Source organism: Burkholderia sp. YHN3-13 (assembly GCF_055810675.1).
Genome location: NZ_JBVVNQ010000002.1, coordinates 694,054 through 712,601, shown reverse-complemented (window position 1 = coordinate 712,601; position 18,548 = coordinate 694,054). Strand labels below are relative to the sequence as shown.

The following is an 18,548-nucleotide window of genomic DNA, read 5'->3' as shown; positions in this document are numbered from 1 at the left end:
ACCCGGAAGAAAATGCCGGCGCATACGTCGAGATCGCGTGACCGTCAGGCCGTCGTGGCGCGGTTTTGCAGATTTTGCGATCGTTGACGAAAAAGCGCCGGACGGCAAAAGGCGTGGAGTGAATAATTCGGAGTAACGGCGAATGCGCATTTGCCTGAATCACCAATATTTCATGCGCCGCGATTTACAGTGTCGACCATTGTTCGTCTGGGAGCATTATTCATGTCAATGAAACAAATCCGCGCGGCGTTGCTGGGAATGTGCATGGCGCTGCTGGCGCCGGCGGGCCACGCGCAGGCGCAATACTCGACCGACTGGCTTGCGAACACGTACGGCACGCTGGCCGCCCACGTCGGCAACGGCGCGCGCTCGATGTGGGTCGCGCCCGAAGGCGTGATCTACACGGCGTCGCGCTGGGACGAGAACGCGGGCGGCGTCGCGATCTACCAGAACGGCCAGCCGCTCGGCACGATCGGCATCCACGACGAATTCCAGGGCGGAGCGATCACCGGCAATGCCACGTCGCTGTTCGTCGCGCTCGGCTACAACCGCACGTTCGGCAGCGGCTCGGTGGGGCGCTACAACCGAAGCTCGAACCAGCGCGACCTGCGCATCCCGGTCAGCACGTGGACGGGCATCCAGTACGCGGACGTGATCACGGGCCTCGCGACGGGCGGCAACCTGCTGTACGTGAGCGACTTCTACGGCAACCGCGTGCGCGTCTATACGACCGACGGCGTGTGGCAGCGCGACATCGGCGTATCGGGGCCGGGCGCGCTGGCGCTCGATGCGGCCGGCAATCTGTGGGTCGCGCGCAAGAGCGCGGGTGTCGTCGCGCAGTTCAGCGCGGCCGGGGCGGCGATGAACACGCTTCAGATGGCGGCCGGCGCGCGGCCGGCGTCGTTGTACTTCGATGCGTCGATGGGCCAGCTGATGGTGGGCGACGAAGGGCCCGACATGAACATCAAGGTGTACGGCGGGCTGCCCGGGATGCCGGTGCAGGTCGGCACGTTCGGCGTGCAGGGCGGTTATCTCGACACGACGACGGGCATCAAGGGGCAGGTCGGCGACAAGCGCTTCACGCGCGTCGCGGCGCTCGGCAAGGATGCGGCCGGCAACCTGTACGTGCTGAACAACGCGTGGGGCGGCGGCTGGGATCTCGGCCGCAACGGCAGCACCGATCTGCATTCGTACAGCCCGGTCGGCACGCTGCAATGGAAGCTGCAGGCGTTGAACTTCGAGGGAATCGCCGCGCCCGATCCGGTGACGGACGGCACGTTGTTCTTCAGCGGCAACAACGTGTATACGGGCACCGCGGGCGGCACGTTCGTCGCGAACACGGTCGACCCGTTCACCTACCCGAAGGACCCGCGCCTCGACATGAACGACTATCAGCGCGGCCAGCACTTCGGCCAGCTTGTGAACGTCGGCGGCAACCGGATCCTCGTCGCGTCGGGCCAGAACCCGGGCAACTTCAACTTCTATTACTTCAACACCGCGAGCGGCTACATCGCGATCCCGGCCGGTTCGCTGCCGGGCAAGCCGTTCAACACGACGCTGCAGGTGACGGCCGGTTTCGACATCGACGGCAACGGCGACGTGTGGGCCGGGCTGAACGGATCGAACGTGATCGCGCGCTACCCGATGACGGGCTTCGACGCGACCGGCAAGCCGTCGTGGGGCAAGCCGACGACGACGCCCGTGCCGACCGGCGTCGCGCCGGTCACGCGCATCATCTACCAGGCCGACAGCGACACGATGATCCTCGCGCAGGGCCTCGCGGGCAATTGGGACTGGACCGCGATGAACGGGCACATCGAGGTCTATCACGGCTGGAAGAGCGGCAACACGAGCGCGCCGAACCCGGTGATCAACCTGACGAGCGCGAACCCGAAATCGATCGCGGCGGCCGGCCACTACCTGTTCGTCGGCTACGTGCACACGGTGCCGAACATCGACGTGTTCGACCTGAACACCGGCGCGCTCGTCACGACGCTGACGAATTCGAACACGTCGGCGATGGACGTCGGCAACGACGTCGATTCGATGTACGGCGTGCGTGCCTACCTGCGCTCGACCGGCGAGTACGTGATCACGAAGGACAACTACAACGGGTCGAACATCGTCGTTTATCGCTGGCGCCCGTGACCGCGCCGGCCATCCCGTTGCGTCAGAACGATACCGTCGTCGTCAACGTGACGAGCCGCGGTTCGCCGACCGCGACGATCAGGTTGTTGTTGCTCGACGAGTAGTAGGTCTTGTCGAGCAGGTTCTTCACGTTGAGCTGGAAGCGCGTCGGGAACTTGCCGATCGTCGTTTCGTAGGCGGCGAACGCATCGACGGTCACGTAGCCGGGCAGCGTGAAGCTGTTCGCCGTATCGCCGGGGCGTGCGCCGACGAGGCGCGCGCCACCGCCGAAGCGCCAGCGGCCCGGCAGGTTCGCGATGGCCGTGTCGTACACCGCGAACAGGCTGCCCGTGTGGCGTGCGACGTTGACGAGCGGTGTGTTGCCGTCGCGATCGTTCGCGTTCGTATACGCATAGCTGCCGATCACGCTCAGGTGACGCGTGATCTGCCCGGCGACGTCGAGCTCGATCCCGCGCGAGCGCGCGGTACCGATCGTCGACGTGAGGTCGCCGACCGTGACCGCGACGTTGCGCTTGTCGATCTGGTAGACCGCGAGCGTGCCGGTGATCGCGGGCTTCAGGCTGAACTTCAGCCCGGCCTCGAGCACGCGGCCGTATTCCGGCGCGAGCGGTGCCGCGACGTTCGATGCGACGTTCGGCTTGAACGAACGGCTCACGTTCGCATACGCGGTCAGCTCGGGCGTGAGCGCATAGGCGAGCCCGAACTGCGGCAGCCAGACGCTGCCGCGCGACCGGTCGGCGAACACGAACGGGCGCCCCATGCCCGATTCCTGCTGCCAGTTTTCCCAGCGCAGCCCGCCCACTGCCGTGAGGCGGTCGGAGATCTTCACGGTATCCTGAACGATCGTCGAATACGCATGCACGACCGAGCGCGAATCGCTTTGCTTCGCGTTGGGCGTGCCGCCCGGTGCGAGCAGGCCGTACACGGGATCGTAGAGATTGAAACCGGTCGTCGCCTTGCCGCGGATCGTGTCGCCGCGGAAGCTGCGCTGCCGCTCGTATTCGCCGCCGATGTAGAGCGCGTGGTTCATCCCCGCCAGCGTCACGTTGCCGAGCAGGCCGAGCGTCGCGATCTGGTCGGAATCGTTGCGCCCCAGGTTCGCGTCGGACGAGCGCGTCAGCGCGCCGGTCCTGCTGTTGAACGCGGTGGCGCGCGTAATGTACTGATCGTAGCGGTCGCGGCCCCAGCCGTAGGTCGCGCGTACACGCCATGCGTCGGAGAAGCGGTGCTCGATGCGCGTACGCAGCGTTTCCTGGATGCCGCTGCTTTGCGACCACGCTTCCTCGTAGCGGCGATAACGCAGCGTATCGTCGAGCTGGCCGTTCACGAGCACGGTGCCGCGATCGAACGGCGTCGTGTAGTCGACGTACTGGTAGCTGACGTCGATCGACGTGTTCGCGTCGTGCCACGACAGCGCGGGCGCGATCAGCGCATTGCGTTCGCGGCCGAAGCTGCGCCAGTAGCGGCTCGTGTCGTATTCGCCGGTCAGCCGGAACGCGAGCGTGCCGCCCGCGACCTGGCCCGGCTTGCCGAGCGGGCCCGTGAGGTCGAACTGCGCGCTGCTGCCGCCATGGCTCGTGCGCGACGCGGAGATCGAGCCGCCGAACGTGTCTTCCGGCTTGCGCGTGACGAGGTTGATCACGCCGCCCGGATCCTGCATCCCGTACAGCAGCGACGCGGGCCCTTTCAGCACTTCGACGCGATCGATCGTCGCGAGATAGCTGTGCAGCACCGGCGTGCGCACGCCGTCGACGAGCACCGAGCCGTCGTTGTTCGATCCGAAGCCGCGCTTGATGAACGCGTCGCGCGTGCCGCCGAGCGTGTTCGTCTGCGTGACGCCGCTGATGTTGCCGAGCACGTCGTCGAGCGAGCGCGCCTGCTGGTCCTGCATCACGCTGCTGCTGACCACCGCGACCGATTGCGGAATCTCCTTCAGCGAACGGTCGTCGCCGCCCGCAATGCGCGTGGTGCGCGGCTGATAGCCGACCGTCGGATCGGCCGTTGCCGACGCGTTGACGCTGATTGCCGGGAGTTCGTGTTCGGTTGGCGTCGCGGGAGTCGATGCGGGCGTGACGGGTTCGGCGTTGGCCGCATGCACGCCGCTCGCGACGCAAAGGGTGAGCAGGGCAGGCAGGCGGGTGCGCCACGGACGCTGGGTCGGGGCACGGCGAGGCGTTCGACGGGATGGCATGAATCGAGGCAGGAGGAATACCAAGGATCGTGTTGCGGGCCGCGGCGTTTGGTTGCGGCCAGGTTGCGCATGATATATTTAATGAGAATCATTTGCAATTGTAATGGGATGGCCGGCAACGCACGGGACCCAGTTGCCGGGCCATCGACCGTCTGCTACCGTAGCGGCCAAAATCAGACGCAGTAAAAATCAACGAGAGAGCCGGGGGCCGCACCATGTCATCTTCCAGTCACGTCGCGTTCCGCGCGGCGCCGTGCACCGCGCACGACCCTGCGCGTGATGAAGTGATCGCAGCCGTGTTCCGCCATTCGAACGATTAAAGCAACGAAAGCGAATGCAACCGGCGCAAGCGCCGGGCTTCGACGACTTCAACCACCACGCTGGACGGGAGACCACCGATGAAGAAGATTTCCGCGCCGTTCGCGGCGGCCGCGCTTGCGGCCTGCGCGCTGCTGGCGGGCGTTCACGAGGCCGCTTGCGCGGCTTCGGCCGCCGAACCCGCGATCGATGCGCATTACGGCGCCGTGATCGAGGCCTATACGCAGGACATGGCCGCCGCGAAGACGAAATACGACGGCCGGCGCCTCGTGTTCGTCGGCGCCGTGATCCGGATGGGCAGCGACCCGGCCGGCACGTACTTCGGCGCGCTGACGGCCGACGGCGAGCAGTTCGATACGCATTTCGACGTGGCCGACCAGGCCGCGCTGAAGCCGAAATTCCCCGGCGGGGAGATCAAGCCGTTCGTCACGTCGGCGGCGTTCCGGTTCAGCTGCGTGAACGAAGGCTATATCGATGCGCCCGTATTGCCGGGGTTGAAGCTCTCGCACTGCCGGCTCGCCGATTGACGAGGCGCCGGTGCGGCGTCCGGCGTTCAGAACTTCTGCTGGATGCCGGCCATCACGCCGAGCTGGTTCATTCCGGTACCGACCGTCCCGCCGGCGGCGACCGCGTTCGCGGCCAGCGCGCTGTTGAACATGTAGCCCACCGACGTATAGACGGTCGTCCGCTTCGACAGGAAATAGTTCGCGCGGCCGACGAGCAGCGTCGCATTCGTGCCGCCTTCGCTGTTTTCGCGGCGTTGCAGGTAGCGTACGCCCTGGAGATCGAGCGCGAGGTAGGGCGTCGCGTAATACGTCCCGCCAGCGAACACGATATCGGCCTGCAGGTGCTCGGCCGCCGCGAGGTTGCGGCGGATCCACCCGGCGCCCAGTTTCGCGGGGCCGATCTTCACGTAGCCGGCGACGATGTCGCGCGTGTCGGTGTACGCCGGATTGCTCAGCGGCGCGAGTGCGCCGCCGCCGCCGCGCATCACGTCGTGCGATGCGGCGAGCCCGAAATGGCTCGCGTCGTACGCGAGCATCGCCGTGTATTGGCGGCAGGCGACGATGTCGCCGGGCACCTGCCCGGCGCAGCCTGTCGCCGACGGCCCTGCCGGCCCGGCCGCGTCGCGGCCGAAGCTGTAGGTGGCGCCGAGCGTCACGCCGTGGAACGTGCCCTTGTAGCCGATCGCATTGTCGCTGCGCGCGTTCGGCAGATAGGAGTCGAAATCCGCCATGGAGTGAATCGACGGGCCAATCACGTCGGCATTGGTCAGCACGATCATCGACATGTTCATCTGGCGGCCAAGCGTCAGCGCGCCGAACGGGCCGCTCACGCCGACGTTCGCCTGTCGCCCGAACAGGCGCCCGCCGTAATTCAGCGCGCCGGTGCCGGGCTGGAAGCCGTTCTCGAGCACGAAGAAGGCCTGGTAGGCGCCGCCGAGATCCTCGGTGCCTCTCAGCCCCCACCGTGACGGCACCTCGCCGGTCAGCGTCGGCATGCCCGTGAACGATCCGCCGTGCGCGGCGTTGTTGTAGTAGGACACACCGGTATCGATGATCCCGTACAGCGTGACGCTGCTTTGCGCGCAGGCCGGCCCGGCCAGCGCCATCACCGTCGCGAGTGCGCCGCCCAGTTTCGTTTTCATGGCTGTCTCCAAACAGTATGTAGATATGCTTATCGATTTTTTGAGTGCCCCGGGCGTGTCCGGGAGGCCGACGGGTATCGGCAGGACTGCGGGCGTTCCGTGTTACGACAGCGCCGGGTCGCGTTGCCGGCGCGGTGCCGCGGCGCGCGTGCCCGCCACGGCGACGGCGATCGCCGCGCCGGCCATCGGTACGAGGAACGCGAGGTAGAGATGGGAGACGGACCAGCCGTCGTCCAGCAGCGCACCGACGGTCATCGGCGACAGGATCGCGCCGAGGCGGCCGATGCCGACCGCGAGGCCGATGCCGGTCGTGCGGATTTCCGCGGGGTACGGCGTCGGCGACAGCGCATACATGCCGGCCACGCACGCATTGATCACGGCGCCGAGGAACACCGCGACGATCATCCCGATGCCGAGCGAGCCGGTGTTCGCGCCGAACACGACCATCAGCGCGCCGCCGAGCAGCAGGGTCGCGGCGAGCAGGTTGCGCAGGCCGAACCTTGTCGACAGCAGGCTGAAGAGCGACGCGCCCGCAATGCCGCCGAGGTTGAGCAGGACGCCGCCGGTGACGCCCTGCGATGTCGACAGCCCGGCCTGGACCAGCAGCTTCGGCGTCCAGCTCACGACGAAGTAGAAGCTGCCCATCACGAGGAAGAACGCGATCCACAACGCGATCGTGCGGCGCGCGAGCGGTGCGCGCAGCACGGCGGTCCAGCCCGACGCGGGGCTTGCCGTGTCGATGGACGAGGGCGGCAGCGCGGCGATCGGTGAGCGCTTCATTCGCGCGAGGATGCGGTTGATTTTCCGCAGCGCGTCGTCCGGACGCCGCGCCAGCAGGAAGTCGAGCGATTCCGGCAGCATCGCGAGCACCATCGGGATCGCCAGCAAGGTCAGGATGCCGCCGAACGCGAACACGCTGCGCCATCCCCACGTCGACAGCAGGTAGCCGGCGACGACGCCGCCGGCGGTGGCGCCGATCGCATAACCGGTCGACTGCATGCCGATCGCGGCGCTGCGCCACTTGTTCGACGCGTACTCGCCGCTGATGACGGTCAGGCTCGCCAGCATGCCGCCGATGCCGAGCCCCGTGTACGCGCGCGCGACGGCGAGCTGCAGCGTGCTGTGGGTGGCCGCGCAGGCGAGCATCCCGGTCGAGATCACCGTGAGGCAGAGCAGGATGATGCGGCGGCGGCCGACGCGGTCGGCCAACGGCGCGATCAGCACCGAGCCGATTCCCATGCCGGCCAGCCCGGCACTCAGCAGCAGGCCGATTTCCTTGCCGCTCAGTTTCCATTCGGCCGCCAGATGCGGTGCGGCAAACGCGATGGCCAGCACATCGAAGCCATCGAGCATGTTCAGCACGACGCAGGCCGTGACCGCCATCGTCTGGAACACGCTCATCGGAGATTCGTCGATCGTATTGCGGATACTTGCGCTCACGTCAAAGATCCTTGAAAAATAGTATGACTAATTAAATGGGATGAAATCGAAACCGGCGGCAACGAATGGGACGAAAGCGAATGCCTGGGCGGACGAGCCTTCCGGCGAACGCCCGTTGTGTCCGGCAGGCGTGATTCGCGCGCCGGCGCGACGCTTACGCGGGTTCCGGTTGCAGCAGCCGCTCGATCACGCGCCGCGCGCGATTGGGGCCCGCGTCGACATGAATGTCGATCTGGCGGCTGCCCGGAAAGCGCAGCTGATTCCGGTATTGCGCTTCGATCACGGTCTTGTCTTCGTCGAACGTCGCCGCGGACTGCTCGATGACCGTTTGCGCGACGCGCTCCACGTCGTGTTGCGGGTTGGTCGCGACGGTCCAGAAGTAGTGCGTCGTCGTTTCCGTCTCGGGCGTGATGCCGTGGAAGCCGCGCATGTGAAAGCCGCCGCGCGCCGGATCGTGCAGGTCGCCGGTGCCGGCGTCCATCGCGCCGGTCCAGATCCGGATGTGCGACACGTGGAACTCGATTTCCTGCCAGCGATCGACGCGGCCCGCGAACGGCCAGGCGGCGGTGTAGGTCGGCGGCGGGTCGGAATCCGGCATCCGGCGAACCAGCGTCACCGTGTCGCCGTCGCTGCTGACGCGGGTTTCCGCGCCCATGTGCAGCGACGCGTTGCCGCCGATCGTTTTCAGATGGACATAGCCGAGGTGGCTCAGGTCCATCAGGTTGTCGTGAATCAGTTGATACGGCGCATCGTAATGGTAGTTGCCGCCGCCGAACCGGTATTGCGGATCCGCGTGGAACGCGTAGCGCGGCGGTGCGCCGGCCGGTTTCGCGTGCGCGTCGGCGCCGATCCAGATCCACACGATCGCATCCTGCTCCTGCACCGGATACGACGACACGCACGCTTTCGCCGGAACCCGGTCCTGGCCGGGGATCTCGATGCATGCACCGCCGCGGTCGAACAGCAGGCCGTGATAGCCGCAGCGCAGGCCGCGTGCTTCGAGCGAGCCGCACGACAGCGGCAGCGACTTGTGGCAGCAGCGATCCTCCAGCGCGCCGACTTCCCCGGACGGCAACCGGAACAGGACGACCGGACGGCCGAGCAGCGTGCGGGCAACGGGTTGGTCCGTCAGTTCGGACGACAGCGCGGCGACCCACCATCGGTCGAGCGGGAAGGGCGTGGTAGTGACCGGTGGCCGGGCACGTTGCTCCATGGATCGTCTCCAGTATTGTGGTTGGCCGCCGCGGATCGGGCGGTCCGTCTACAGATCGAGTACCAGCAGGTCGCTTCGCGATCGCGAACAGCACGGCATGAACTGGTCGCCGGCCGCCTGTTCCTCTTCGGTCAGATACGAGTCGCGATGATCGGGCTCGCCTTGCAGCACGCGCGTCACGCAGGTGCCGCATACGCCTTGCTCGCACGACGTCAGCACGTCGACGCCGTTCGCCGCCAGCGCCGCGACGACCGTGCATTCGGCCGGCACGTCGATCACCTGGCCGCTGCTCGCGATCCGGACCTGGAACGCGCGGTCCGCACCGGACGACGCAACCGCGCCGCCGAAGAACTCGTAGTGCAGCCGCGCTTCGTCCCAGTGGCGCGCGCGCGCGGCGTTCAGTACCGCGTCCATGAAGCCGCGCGGGCCGCATACATACAGGTGGGTGCCTTCCGGCGCGGCGGCAAGCACGGTGGCCAGATCGAAGCGTTGCGCGGGGTCGCCGTCGTCGACGTGGAAGCGGGTGCGATCGTGAAACCCGGCTGCGTGGATTCGCGCGACGAACGCCATGCGATCGGTCGAACGCGCGCAGTAGTGCATGTCGAACGGCTGGCCCGACGAGAACAACCGTTCCGCCATGCTGAGGATCGGCGTGACGCCGATCCCGCCCGCGAGCAGCAGGTGGTGCGGCGCGTCGGGCGCGAGCGGAAACTGATTGCACGGCACGCCGATCCGTACGATGTCGCCTTGGCGGACTTCGTCGTGAATGGCGCGCGACCCGCCGCGCCCGTCGGCGTCGCGCAGTACGGCGATCTGATAGCGATCACCGTGCTCCGGGTGGTTGCACAGCGAATACTGGCGCACGAGGCCGCCCGGCAGATGCACGTCGATATGGGCGCCGGCGTCGAAGCGGGGCAGCGGCGCACCGTCGTCGCTGACGAATTCGAAGCCGCAGATGTCGCGCGCTTCCTGCCACTTGCGCGCGACGCGCACCGTCAGGGTCGCGGCGCTCATGACGCCGCCTTGACGGGCGCGACCGGGATCACGGGCCGCTGCGGGGTCGACGCGTTCTCGTCGGCGAGCAGCCGCTCGATCACCTTGCGCGACATTACGCCGCCGGCGTCGATGTTGAGCTTGAGCAGCGTGCGATCGGGCCACTTCTCCAGGTTGCGCTGCTGGCGCTCGAGCATCTCGAGATCCTCGGCGAAGATCTTGCCCTGGCCTTCGCGGATCTCGGCGGTCAGCGCGGGGTCGTCGGGCCGGAAGTTGCGCGCCATGCCCCAGAAGTACCAGATCGAGGTGTCCGTCTCGGGCGTGATGAAGTCGACCACGATCGACGACGCCTTCAGGTCGGCCGGCGCGTCGTAGCCGCCGTGGCCCGCATGCGCGACGCCGACTTCGATCATCACGTGGCTCGGCGGCGAGAAGCGGCAGATCTGCCAGCGGTCGACCGGCACGTCGTCGGCCAACCCGTTGCCGCGCAATGCCATCCGCCAGAACGGCGGCGGCATCACGTTCTCCATGAAGCGGCGCGTGACGACTTCGTCGCCGTGGCTGGTCGTCTTCGGCGGCGCTTCGTCGATTTCCTTCTGGCCGATGCTCGTCGCATGCACGTAGGTTTCGTGCGTGAGGTCCATCAGGTTGTCGATCATCAGCCGGTAGTCGCAACGGATGTGATACAGGCCGCCGCCGTGGGCCCAGGCCGGATCCTCGGCCCACGCCAGCGCGGGCAGCTTGGCCGGATCGGCCGCCGCCGCATCGCCCGGCCAGACCCAGATGAAGCCGTACCGCTCGACCGCCGGAAAGCTGCGAATCGGCGGGAAGCCGCCGACGCGCTGGCCCGGCATGCCGGCCGCCTTGCCGTTACAGCCCATTTCCAGCCCGTGATAGCCGCACACGAGCACCCCGTCGCGCACGAAACCCAGCGACAACGGCGCGCCGCGGTGCGGGCAGAAATCCTCGAGCGCGGCGACCTGGCCGTCCGCCGCGCGGTAAAACACCATCGACTCGTTGCAGATCGTGCGGCCCAGCGGCTTGCCGTCGATTTCATCGGGCGTGCACGCCACGTACCAAGCATTCTTGAGAAACACGTTCGTCGTCTCCTTCAGGTCGATGCCGCGGGTACGCGGCATCTCTTCATTCCGTGTACTGAATGAGATTCAGTGTACTCATCGAGCTTGGCTGGAGCAAGGCGGGCGGTATACTGGTTTTCCCGGGAAATGGCGCGAGGCAGCGCCATGCCGTCGGCGCGCGCAACCGGCGCGCGTCGCCTATGTCATCGACTCATTCATGGAAAAAACGAATCCCGCCGTCGCGCCGGCTTTCCCGCTCGATCTGTACGACGAACCCGGGCACCTGATCCGGCGCGCACACCAGATCGCGGTTGCGATGTTCTACGAGAAGCTGGGCCGGGACGTGACGCCGGTGCAGTACGCGGTGCTGCGGATGCTCTACGAGAGCCCGGGGCTCGATCAGGTGACGCTCGCGCAGCGGGTGGCGCTCGATACGTCGACGACCGCGGATCTCGCGGTCCGGCTCGAAGCGAAAGGATTGATCGTGCGCGAAGTGCTGCCGCGACGTCAGCGCCGCCTGTTGCTGACGCCGGCGGGCGTCGAACTGCTCACGCACCTGATTCCGTCGGTGAAGGAGCTGCGGGCCGGCCTGTTCGACGGAATGGGAGAGGACGATTCGCAGGAACTGATGCGCCTGTTGCGCAAATTCGTCCATTTGAACAACGAGCAAAGCCGGGCGCCGCTGCGCGTCGGCGAGGAGTCGTAGCGGCGCCGAGCTCGCCCGGCAGCGCGCGGCACCGGGGGGGGGGCGCGCCGCCCGCCGCGCGTCACGCGCGCGCGTTTTCGTCTTCCAGCCGCCGCACGGCTTCCACGACTTCATTCCTGAAACGCACGAGCGCCGCCTGTTCCGGCGCCGGCGGCTGCATGGCGGCCCACAGCATGTCGATCAGCTGCGCGGCCGTCGTTTCCGTATCGAGCTTGCGGTGCCCGAGGATCGCATCCCACAGCACGTGCTCCATCGGCCCGAACACCATCGAACGCAACAGGCTCAGCGGCAGGTCCGCACGCACCTGCCCGGCCGCCTGGCCGCGCGCGAGCACGTCCATCAGCGGCGCCGTGTAGCGGCGCTGCAGTGCGGTCAGCTCGTCGCTCAGCGCATGCTGCTTCGCGCGGCCTTCCGACAGCACCAGCGCGCACAGCCCCGTGCCGTTCACCAGCATCAGCCGCAGGTGGGTGCGCACGATGAACGCGAACTGCTGCTGCACCGATGCATCCCGCGGCATGCCGTGCTCGAACGCCGCGATGATTTCGTCGTACCAGTCCGCGATCACGCGCGCGCACAGCTCGCGCTTGCCGCGGAAGTAGCTGAACACCGTCGCCTCCGACACGCCCACGCGCTGCGCGATCTCGGCGGCCGTCGCATGCTCGTAACCTTTTTCGGCGAACACTTCACGGCCGACGCGCAGAATGTCCTGCACGCGCTGCTGGGATTTGCGCCCGGCGGGCGCGCGCGGCGCGTCGGCGCGATCGGCTTTGGCGGTGTCGGTCATGGTGTCGGCGGGAGCGGCTGTCATGTCCGCATGATATCTGAGTGTCACTCAAAAAACTATTGACGCCGAACCCGGCGAGGCGCGAAACTGTGCAAAATTTCCGCTTTATTGGTTAATGAATTGGTGCATTCATTCGATTTGAGCGAAACTCAGAAATAGATGAGTGCGACACACTTTCTGGAGACGGAGGAGACATGATCAACCTGCCCGGCGTGCAATTCATGCTCGGTGAAGACATCGAGATGCTGCGCGACGCCGTCGCGACGTTTGCGGCGAAGGAAATCACGCCGCGCGCGGCGGAGGTCGACCGCACCGACCAGTTTCCGATGGATCTGTGGAAGAAGTTCGGCGATCTCGGCGTGCTCGGCATGACGGTCGCCGAGGAATACGGCGGCGCGAACATGGGCTACACCGCGCACATGGTCGCGATGGAGGAGATCTCGCGCGCCTCGGCGTCGATCGGCCTGTCGTACGGCGCGCACTCGAACCTGTGCGTGAACCAGATCCACCGCAACGGCACCGAAGCGCAGAAGCGGAAATACCTGCCGAAGCTCGTGTCGGGCGAACACATCGGCGCGCTCGCGATGAGCGAGCCGAACGCCGGTTCCGACGTCGTCAGCATGAAGCTGCGTGCCGACAAGCGCGGCGATCGTTACGTGCTGAACGGCACGAAGATGTGGATCACCAACGGCCCGGATTGCGACACGCTCGTCGTCTACGCGAAGACGGACGTCGAAGCCCACTCGCGCGGCATCACCGCGTTCATCGTCGAGAAGGGGATGAAGGGCTTCTCGGTCGCGCAGAAGCTCGACAAGCTCGGCATGCGCGGCTCGCACACGGGCGAGCTGGTGTTCCAGGACGTCGAGGTGCCGGAAGAGAATATCCTCGGCCAGTTGAACGGCGGCGTGAAGGTGCTGATGAGCGGCCTAGACTACGAGCGCGCGGTGCTGTCGGGCGGCCCCACGGGCATCATGGCCGCGTGCCTCGACGCCGTGGTGCCGTATATCCACGACCGCAAGCAGTTCGGCCAGTCGATCGGCGAATTCCAGCTGATCCAGGGCAAGGTCGCCGACATGTACACCACGTTCCAGGCGTGCCGCGCGTACCTGTACGCGGTCGGCCGCCATCTCGACTCGGCGGGCAGCGACCATATCCGCCAGGTGCGCAAGGATTGCGCGGGCGTGATCCTCTACACGGCCGAGAAGGCGACGTGGATGGCCGGCGAGGCGATCCAGATCCTCGGCGGCAACGGCTACATCAACGAATATCCGGTCGGCCGCCTGTGGCGCGATGCGAAGCTGTACGAGATCGGCGCCGGCACGAGCGAGATCCGCCGGATGCTGATCGGCCGCGAGCTGTTCGCGGAAACGATGTAACGCCCCACGTCACGCGAACGGAGCCTCGTCGATGCCGATCATCGAATCGAAACTGAACCCGCGTTCGGAAGACTTCCGCGCGAATGCCGCCGCGCTCGAGGCGGTCGTCGCCGACCTGCGCGCGAAGATCGAACAGCTCGCGCAGGGCGGCGGCCAGGCCGCACGCGACAAGCACCTGTCGCGCGGCAAGCTGCTGCCGCGCGATCGCATCGCGCAACTGCTCGATCCGGGCGCGCCGTTCCTCGAGCTGTCGCAGCTCGCGGCGAACGGCATGTACAACGACGACGCGCCGGGCGCGGGCGTCATCACCGGGATCGGCCGCATCGCCGGCCGCGAATGCGTGATCGTGTGCAACGACGCGACGGTCAAGGGCGGCACCTACTACCCGATCACCGTGAAGAAGCACGTGCGCGCGCAGGAAATCGCCGCGGAAAACCGGCTGCCGTGCGTCTACCTCGTCGATTCGGGCGGCGCGAACCTGCCGAACCAGGACGACGTGTTTCCCGATCGCGACCACTTCGGCCGCATCTTCTTCAACCAGGCGACGATGTCGGCGGCGGGGATCGCGCAGATCGCCGTCGTGATGGGCTCGTGCACGGCCGGCGGCGCCTACGTGCCGGCGATGAGCGACGAGTCGATCATCGTGAAGGACCAGGGCACGATTTTCCTCGGTGGCCCGCCGCTGGTGAAGGCCGCGACGGGCGAGGAAGTGAGCGCCGAGGATCTCGGCGGCGGCGACGTGCACACGCGCCTGTCGGGCGTGGCCGACCATCTCGCGCAGAACGACGCGCATGCGCTGTCGATCGCGCGCAACATCGTCGATCATCTCGCGCCGAAGATCGCGTCGCCGGTGGCGCTGCGCGAGCCGAAGCCGCCGCGCTACGATGCGAAGAGCCTGTACGGCGTGATCCCCGTCGATACGCGCAAGCCGTTCGACGTGCGCGAGGTGATCGCGCGCATCGTCGACGATTCGGAATTCGACGAATTCAAGGCGCGCTACGGCACGACGCTCGTCACGGGCTTCGCGCACATCTGGGGCCATCCGGTCGGGATCGTCGCGAACAACGGCATCCTGTTCTCCGAATCGGCCGTGAAGGGCGCGCATTTCATCGAGCTGTGCTGCCAGCGCAAGATCCCGCTCGTGTTCCTGCAGAACATCACGGGCTTCATGGTCGGGCGCAAGTACGAGAACGAAGGCATCGCGCGGCATGGCGCGAAGATGGTGACGGCCGTGTCGAACGCGAAGGTGCCGAAGTTCACGGTGATCATCGGCGGCTCGTTCGGCGCCGGCAACTACGGGATGTGCGGTCGCGCATTCGGCCCGCGGTTCCTGTGGATGTGGCCGAATGCGCGCATCTCGGTGATGGGCGGCGAGCAGGCCGCGTCGGTGCTCGCGACGGTGCGTCGCGACGGCATCGAGGCGAAGGGCGGGTCGTGGTCGACCGACGAAGAGGAAGCGTTCAAGCAGCCGATCCGCGACCAGTACGAGCGCCAGGGCCATCCGTATTACGCGAGCGCGCGGCTGTGGGACGACGGCGTGATCGACCCGGCGCAGACGCGCGACGTGCTCGGCCTCGGCCTGGCCGCATCGATGAACGCGCCGATCGAAGACACGCGCTTCGGCGTGTTCCGCATGTAACGCCCGGGAGGACCGACCGATGCGATACGAAACGATCAAGGTAAGCGAAGCCGGCCGCGTGGCGACCGTCACGCTCGCACGCCCCGACGTGCGCAACGCGTTCAACGAGACGACGATCGCCGAGCTGACCACCGCGTTCGAATGGCTCGATGCGCACGAAGGCGTGCGCGCGATCGTGCTCGCGGCGGAAGGCGCCGCGTTCTGCGCGGGCGCGGACCTGAACTGGATGAAGAAGATGGCCGGTTACTCGGACGACGAGAACCGTGCCGATGCGCGCAAGCTCGCGCGGATGCTCGAGGCGATCCATCGCTGCGGCAAGCCGGTGATCGCGCGCGTGCACGGCGACGCCTATGCGGGCGGCGTGGGCCTCGTCGCGGCGGCCGACATCGCGATCGCCGCCGACGGCGTGAAGTTCTGCCTGTCGGAAGCGCGGCTCGGGCTGATCCCCGCGACGATCGCGCCGTACGTCGTGCGGGCGATGGGCGAACGCGCGGCGCGCCGTTATTTCACGACGGCCGAGGTGTTCGACAGCGCGCGGGCCGCGTCGCTCGGCTTCATTCACGACGCGGTACCGGCCGATGCGCTCGACGAAACGGTCGCGAAGCTGGCCGCGACGCTCGTCGCGAACGGTCCCGACGCGGTGAAGGCGTGCAAGCGGCTCGTCGCCGACGTGGCCGGCCGCCCGCTCGACGCGACGCTGATCGAGCAGACCGCCGACTGGATCGCGCGGACCCGTGCCGGCGCGGAAGCGCGCGAAGGGATCGCGTCCTTCCTCGAAAAGCGCACGCCGTCGTGGCGTGAATGATCGCGTGACCCCCACTCTCCGGACGACATCGAAGCCATGTTCGACAAGATTCTGATCGCCAACCGCGGCGAAATCGCGTGCCGCGTCGCCGCGACGTGCAAACGTCTCGGGATCGCGAGCGTCGCCGTCTATTCCGACGCGGACGCGAACGCGAAACACGTGGCCGCGTGCGACGAAGCCGTGCACATCGGCGGATCGGCAGCGGCAGACAGCTATCTGCGCATCGAGCGCATCATCGAAGCCGCTCGCGCGACCGGCGCGCAGGCGATCCATCCCGGCTACGGTTTTCTGTCGGAGAACGAAGATTTCGCGCACGCGTGCGAAGCGGCCGGCATCGTGTTCATCGGGCCGCCGGTCGACGCGATCGCGGCGATGGGGTCGAAGGCCGCCGCGAAGGCGCTGATGCATGCGGCTGCCGTGCCGCTCGTGCCCGGCTATCACGGCGACGACCAGGATGCCGGCAACCTGCATCGCGAAGCCGACGAAATCGGCTATCCGGTGCTGCTGAAGGCGAGCGCGGGCGGCGGCGGCAAGGGGATGCGCGTGGTCGAGCGCTCCGACGATTTCCCGGCGGCGCTTGCGTCGTGCCAGCGCGAGGCCGCGAGCAGCTTCGGCAACGACCGCGTGTTGATCGAGAAATACCTGACGCGCCCGCGTCACGTCGAAGTGCAGGTGTTCGGCGACACGCTCGGCAATACCGTGTACCTGTTCGACCGCGACTGCTCGGTGCAGCGCCGTCACCAGAAGGTGCTCGAGGAAGCGCCGGCGCCGGGCCTGCCCGACGACGTGCGCCGCGCGATGGGCGAAGCGGCCGTCGCGGCAGCGCGCGCGGTCGGCTATGTCGGCGCGGGCACCGTCGAATTCATCATGACGGGCGACGCGTTCTACTTCATGGAAATGAACACGCGCCTGCAGGTCGAGCATCCGGTCACCGAAATGGTCACGGGGCTCGATCTCGTCGAATGGCAATTGCGCGTCGCGTCCGGCGAGCCGCTGCCGCTGCAGCAGGACGATCTGCGCGTGCGGGGCCATGCGCTCGAGGCGCGTCTTTATGCGGAGAATCCGGCGCGCGGGTTCCTGCCGTCGACGGGCACGCTCAAGCACCTGCGGCTGCCGGCCGGCGTCGAGTTCGACATCGGCGCGGCGGTGCGCGTCGACAGCGGCGTGCGCGAAGGCGATGCGATCACGCCGTTCTACGATCCGATGATCGCGAAGCTGATCGTTCACGGCGCGGACCGTGCGGAAGCGCTGGGCCTGATGCTGCGTGCACTGCGTGCGTGCGAGGTGGTCGGCCTGCATACGAACGCCGCGTTCCTGCAGCGGATCGTCGCGTGCGAACCGTTCGCGACGGCCGATCTCGACACGGGGCTGATCGAGCGCAACCACGATGCGCTGTTCGCGCCGCAACAGCCGCCGCGCGCGGCGCTTGCACTTGCGTGCGCGGCATTGCTCGCGCGCGAACGCGGCGCGGCCGCGCAAGGTGCGTCGCCGTGGGGCGCCTTGCCGGACTGGCGGCTGAACGGCGGCTATCGCCGCACGCTCGAATGGCATGCGGCCGATCGCGAAGCGGACGTGACGGTCACCTACGAGGACGACGGCGCCGGCGCGCGACTCGCGACCGGCGATGACGCCGCGCAACCGTTCGCATGGACGCGCGGCGCCACGCCGCTCGATTTCGACGTGATACTCGGTGGCGTGCGCGGCAGCGGCCGCGTGTATGCGGACGGCGACACGTTCCATGTGTTCACGCAGGGCACCTCGGAGACGTTCGAATGGCGCAACCTGCTCGCGCATGCGGGCGATGCGGAGCAGGGCGGCGGACGTTTGACCGCGCCGATGCCGGGCAAGGTGATCGCGGTGCTGGTCGAACCGGGCCAGAAGGTCGAAGCCGGTACGCCGCTGATCGTGATGGAAGCGATGAAGATGGAACACACGATCGGCGCGCCGAGCGCGGGCGTCGTCGCGGAAGTGCTGTACGGCGTCGGCGACCAGGTCGCGGATGGCGCGCAGTTGCTGATGATGGCGGAAGGCTGACGCCAGTCTGCACGCCGTGTGCAAGCCGGCCGCGCTGCGGCCGGCCCGCACAAGAATGCTTCTCGAATCACGGTGCGCGCGCCGTTTAGGCCGCGCCGCCCCGATGTCGTCGGCCCGCGAAGCCGCACGTTCAGCCAACATCAATCTTTCGAACGACTTACGAATCGCGTCATT

General features: G+C 67.3%; 14 protein-coding genes. 7 read left to right on the top strand and 7 right to left on the bottom strand.

Features of this window, described 5'->3' with window-relative positions; all coding sequences use genetic code 11:
* The first annotated feature begins 222 nt into the window (after positions 1-222).
* On the top strand, positions 223-2,148 hold the full coding sequence (locus AC0KUR_RS08030) for an SMP-30/gluconolaconase/LRE-like region family protein (RefSeq protein ID WP_473375656.1): 1,926 nt from the start codon (positions 223-225) through the stop codon (positions 2,146-2,148).
* Positions 2,149-2,170: 22 nt separating this feature from the next.
* Here AC0KUR_RS08030 and AC0KUR_RS08025 read toward each other — a convergent pair whose 3' ends face one another.
* Positions 2,171-4,339 carry a TonB-dependent siderophore receptor gene (locus AC0KUR_RS08025; protein WP_473375655.1) on the bottom strand — a complete coding sequence of 723 codons (2,169 nt, stop codon included), beginning with the start codon at positions 4,337-4,339 and terminating at the stop codon, positions 2,171-2,173.
* Positions 4,340-4,737: 398 nt separating this feature from the next.
* Here AC0KUR_RS08025 and AC0KUR_RS08020 point away from each other — a divergent pair, with 398 nt between their 5' ends.
* Positions 4,738-5,184 carry a hypothetical protein gene (locus AC0KUR_RS08020; protein ID WP_034190585.1) on the top strand — a complete coding sequence of 149 codons (447 nt, stop codon included), beginning with the start codon at positions 4,738-4,740 and terminating at the stop codon, positions 5,182-5,184.
* A gap of 26 nt (positions 5,185-5,210) precedes the next feature.
* Here the strand turns inward: AC0KUR_RS08020 and AC0KUR_RS08015 are convergent, their stop codons facing one another.
* From AC0KUR_RS08015 to AC0KUR_RS07995, 5 genes are all read right to left on the bottom strand, one after another.
* Positions 5,211-6,305 (bottom strand): porin, encoded by a 1,095-nt coding sequence (locus tag AC0KUR_RS08015; RefSeq protein WP_473375654.1) that lies wholly within the window; start codon positions 6,303-6,305, stop codon positions 5,211-5,213.
* Positions 6,306-6,407: 102 nt separating this feature from the next.
* Complete coding sequence (locus AC0KUR_RS08010; protein WP_069706705.1) at positions 6,408-7,745, bottom strand: MFS transporter; 1,338 nt, start codon at positions 7,743-7,745, stop codon at positions 6,408-6,410.
* Between the two features lie 154 nt (positions 7,746-7,899).
* The gene (locus tag AC0KUR_RS08005; RefSeq protein ID WP_034190582.1) at positions 7,900-8,958 is read right to left on the bottom strand and encodes an aromatic ring-hydroxylating oxygenase subunit alpha; all 1,059 of its coding nucleotides are present in this window, start codon (positions 8,956-8,958) and stop codon (positions 7,900-7,902) included.
* Positions 8,959-9,006: 48 nt separating this feature from the next.
* Positions 9,007-9,972 (bottom strand): PDR/VanB family oxidoreductase, encoded by a 966-nt coding sequence (locus AC0KUR_RS08000; protein WP_124609982.1) that lies wholly within the window; start codon positions 9,970-9,972, stop codon positions 9,007-9,009.
* Complete coding sequence (locus AC0KUR_RS07995; protein ID WP_343728074.1) at positions 9,969-11,048, bottom strand: aromatic ring-hydroxylating dioxygenase subunit alpha; 1,080 nt, start codon at positions 11,046-11,048, stop codon at positions 9,969-9,971. The genes AC0KUR_RS08000 and AC0KUR_RS07995 overlap by 4 nt, the downstream gene beginning before the upstream one ends.
* Before the next feature lie 199 nt (positions 11,049-11,247).
* Here AC0KUR_RS07995 and AC0KUR_RS07990 point away from each other — a divergent pair, with 199 nt between their 5' ends.
* A complete protein-coding gene (locus AC0KUR_RS07990; RefSeq protein WP_034190580.1) occupies positions 11,248-11,736 on the top strand; it encodes a MarR family winged helix-turn-helix transcriptional regulator in 489 nt (162 codons plus the stop codon).
* A 61-nt stretch (positions 11,737-11,797) separates the two neighbouring features.
* On the opposite strand, the gene AC0KUR_RS07985 is transcribed toward AC0KUR_RS07990, so the two are convergent.
* Complete coding sequence (locus tag AC0KUR_RS07985) at positions 11,798-12,544, bottom strand: TetR/AcrR family transcriptional regulator (RefSeq protein ID WP_124609981.1); 747 nt, start codon at positions 12,542-12,544, stop codon at positions 11,798-11,800.
* Positions 12,545-12,714: 170 nt separating this feature from the next.
* Here AC0KUR_RS07985 and AC0KUR_RS07980 point away from each other — a divergent pair, with 170 nt between their 5' ends.
* Genes AC0KUR_RS07980 through AC0KUR_RS07965 form a run of 4 tightly spaced genes read left to right on the top strand, consistent with a single transcriptional unit; the run spans position 12,715 to position 18,374 of the window.
* On the top strand, positions 12,715-13,896 hold the full coding sequence (locus AC0KUR_RS07980; protein WP_034190578.1) for an isovaleryl-CoA dehydrogenase: 1,182 nt from the start codon (positions 12,715-12,717) through the stop codon (positions 13,894-13,896).
* A 31-nt stretch (positions 13,897-13,927) separates the two neighbouring features.
* Positions 13,928-15,535: a carboxyl transferase domain-containing protein gene (locus AC0KUR_RS07975; protein ID WP_124609980.1), complete on the top strand. Its 1,608-nt coding sequence runs from the start codon at positions 13,928-13,930 to the stop codon at positions 15,533-15,535.
* A gap of 19 nt (positions 15,536-15,554) precedes the next feature.
* Complete coding sequence (locus AC0KUR_RS07970; protein ID WP_034190576.1) at positions 15,555-16,340, top strand: enoyl-CoA hydratase/isomerase family protein; 786 nt, start codon at positions 15,555-15,557, stop codon at positions 16,338-16,340.
* Between the two features lie 36 nt (positions 16,341-16,376).
* On the top strand, positions 16,377-18,374 hold the full coding sequence (locus tag AC0KUR_RS07965) for an acetyl/propionyl/methylcrotonyl-CoA carboxylase subunit alpha (protein WP_124609979.1): 1,998 nt from the start codon (positions 16,377-16,379) through the stop codon (positions 18,372-18,374).
* The last annotated feature ends 174 nt before the right edge of the window (positions 18,375-18,548 follow it).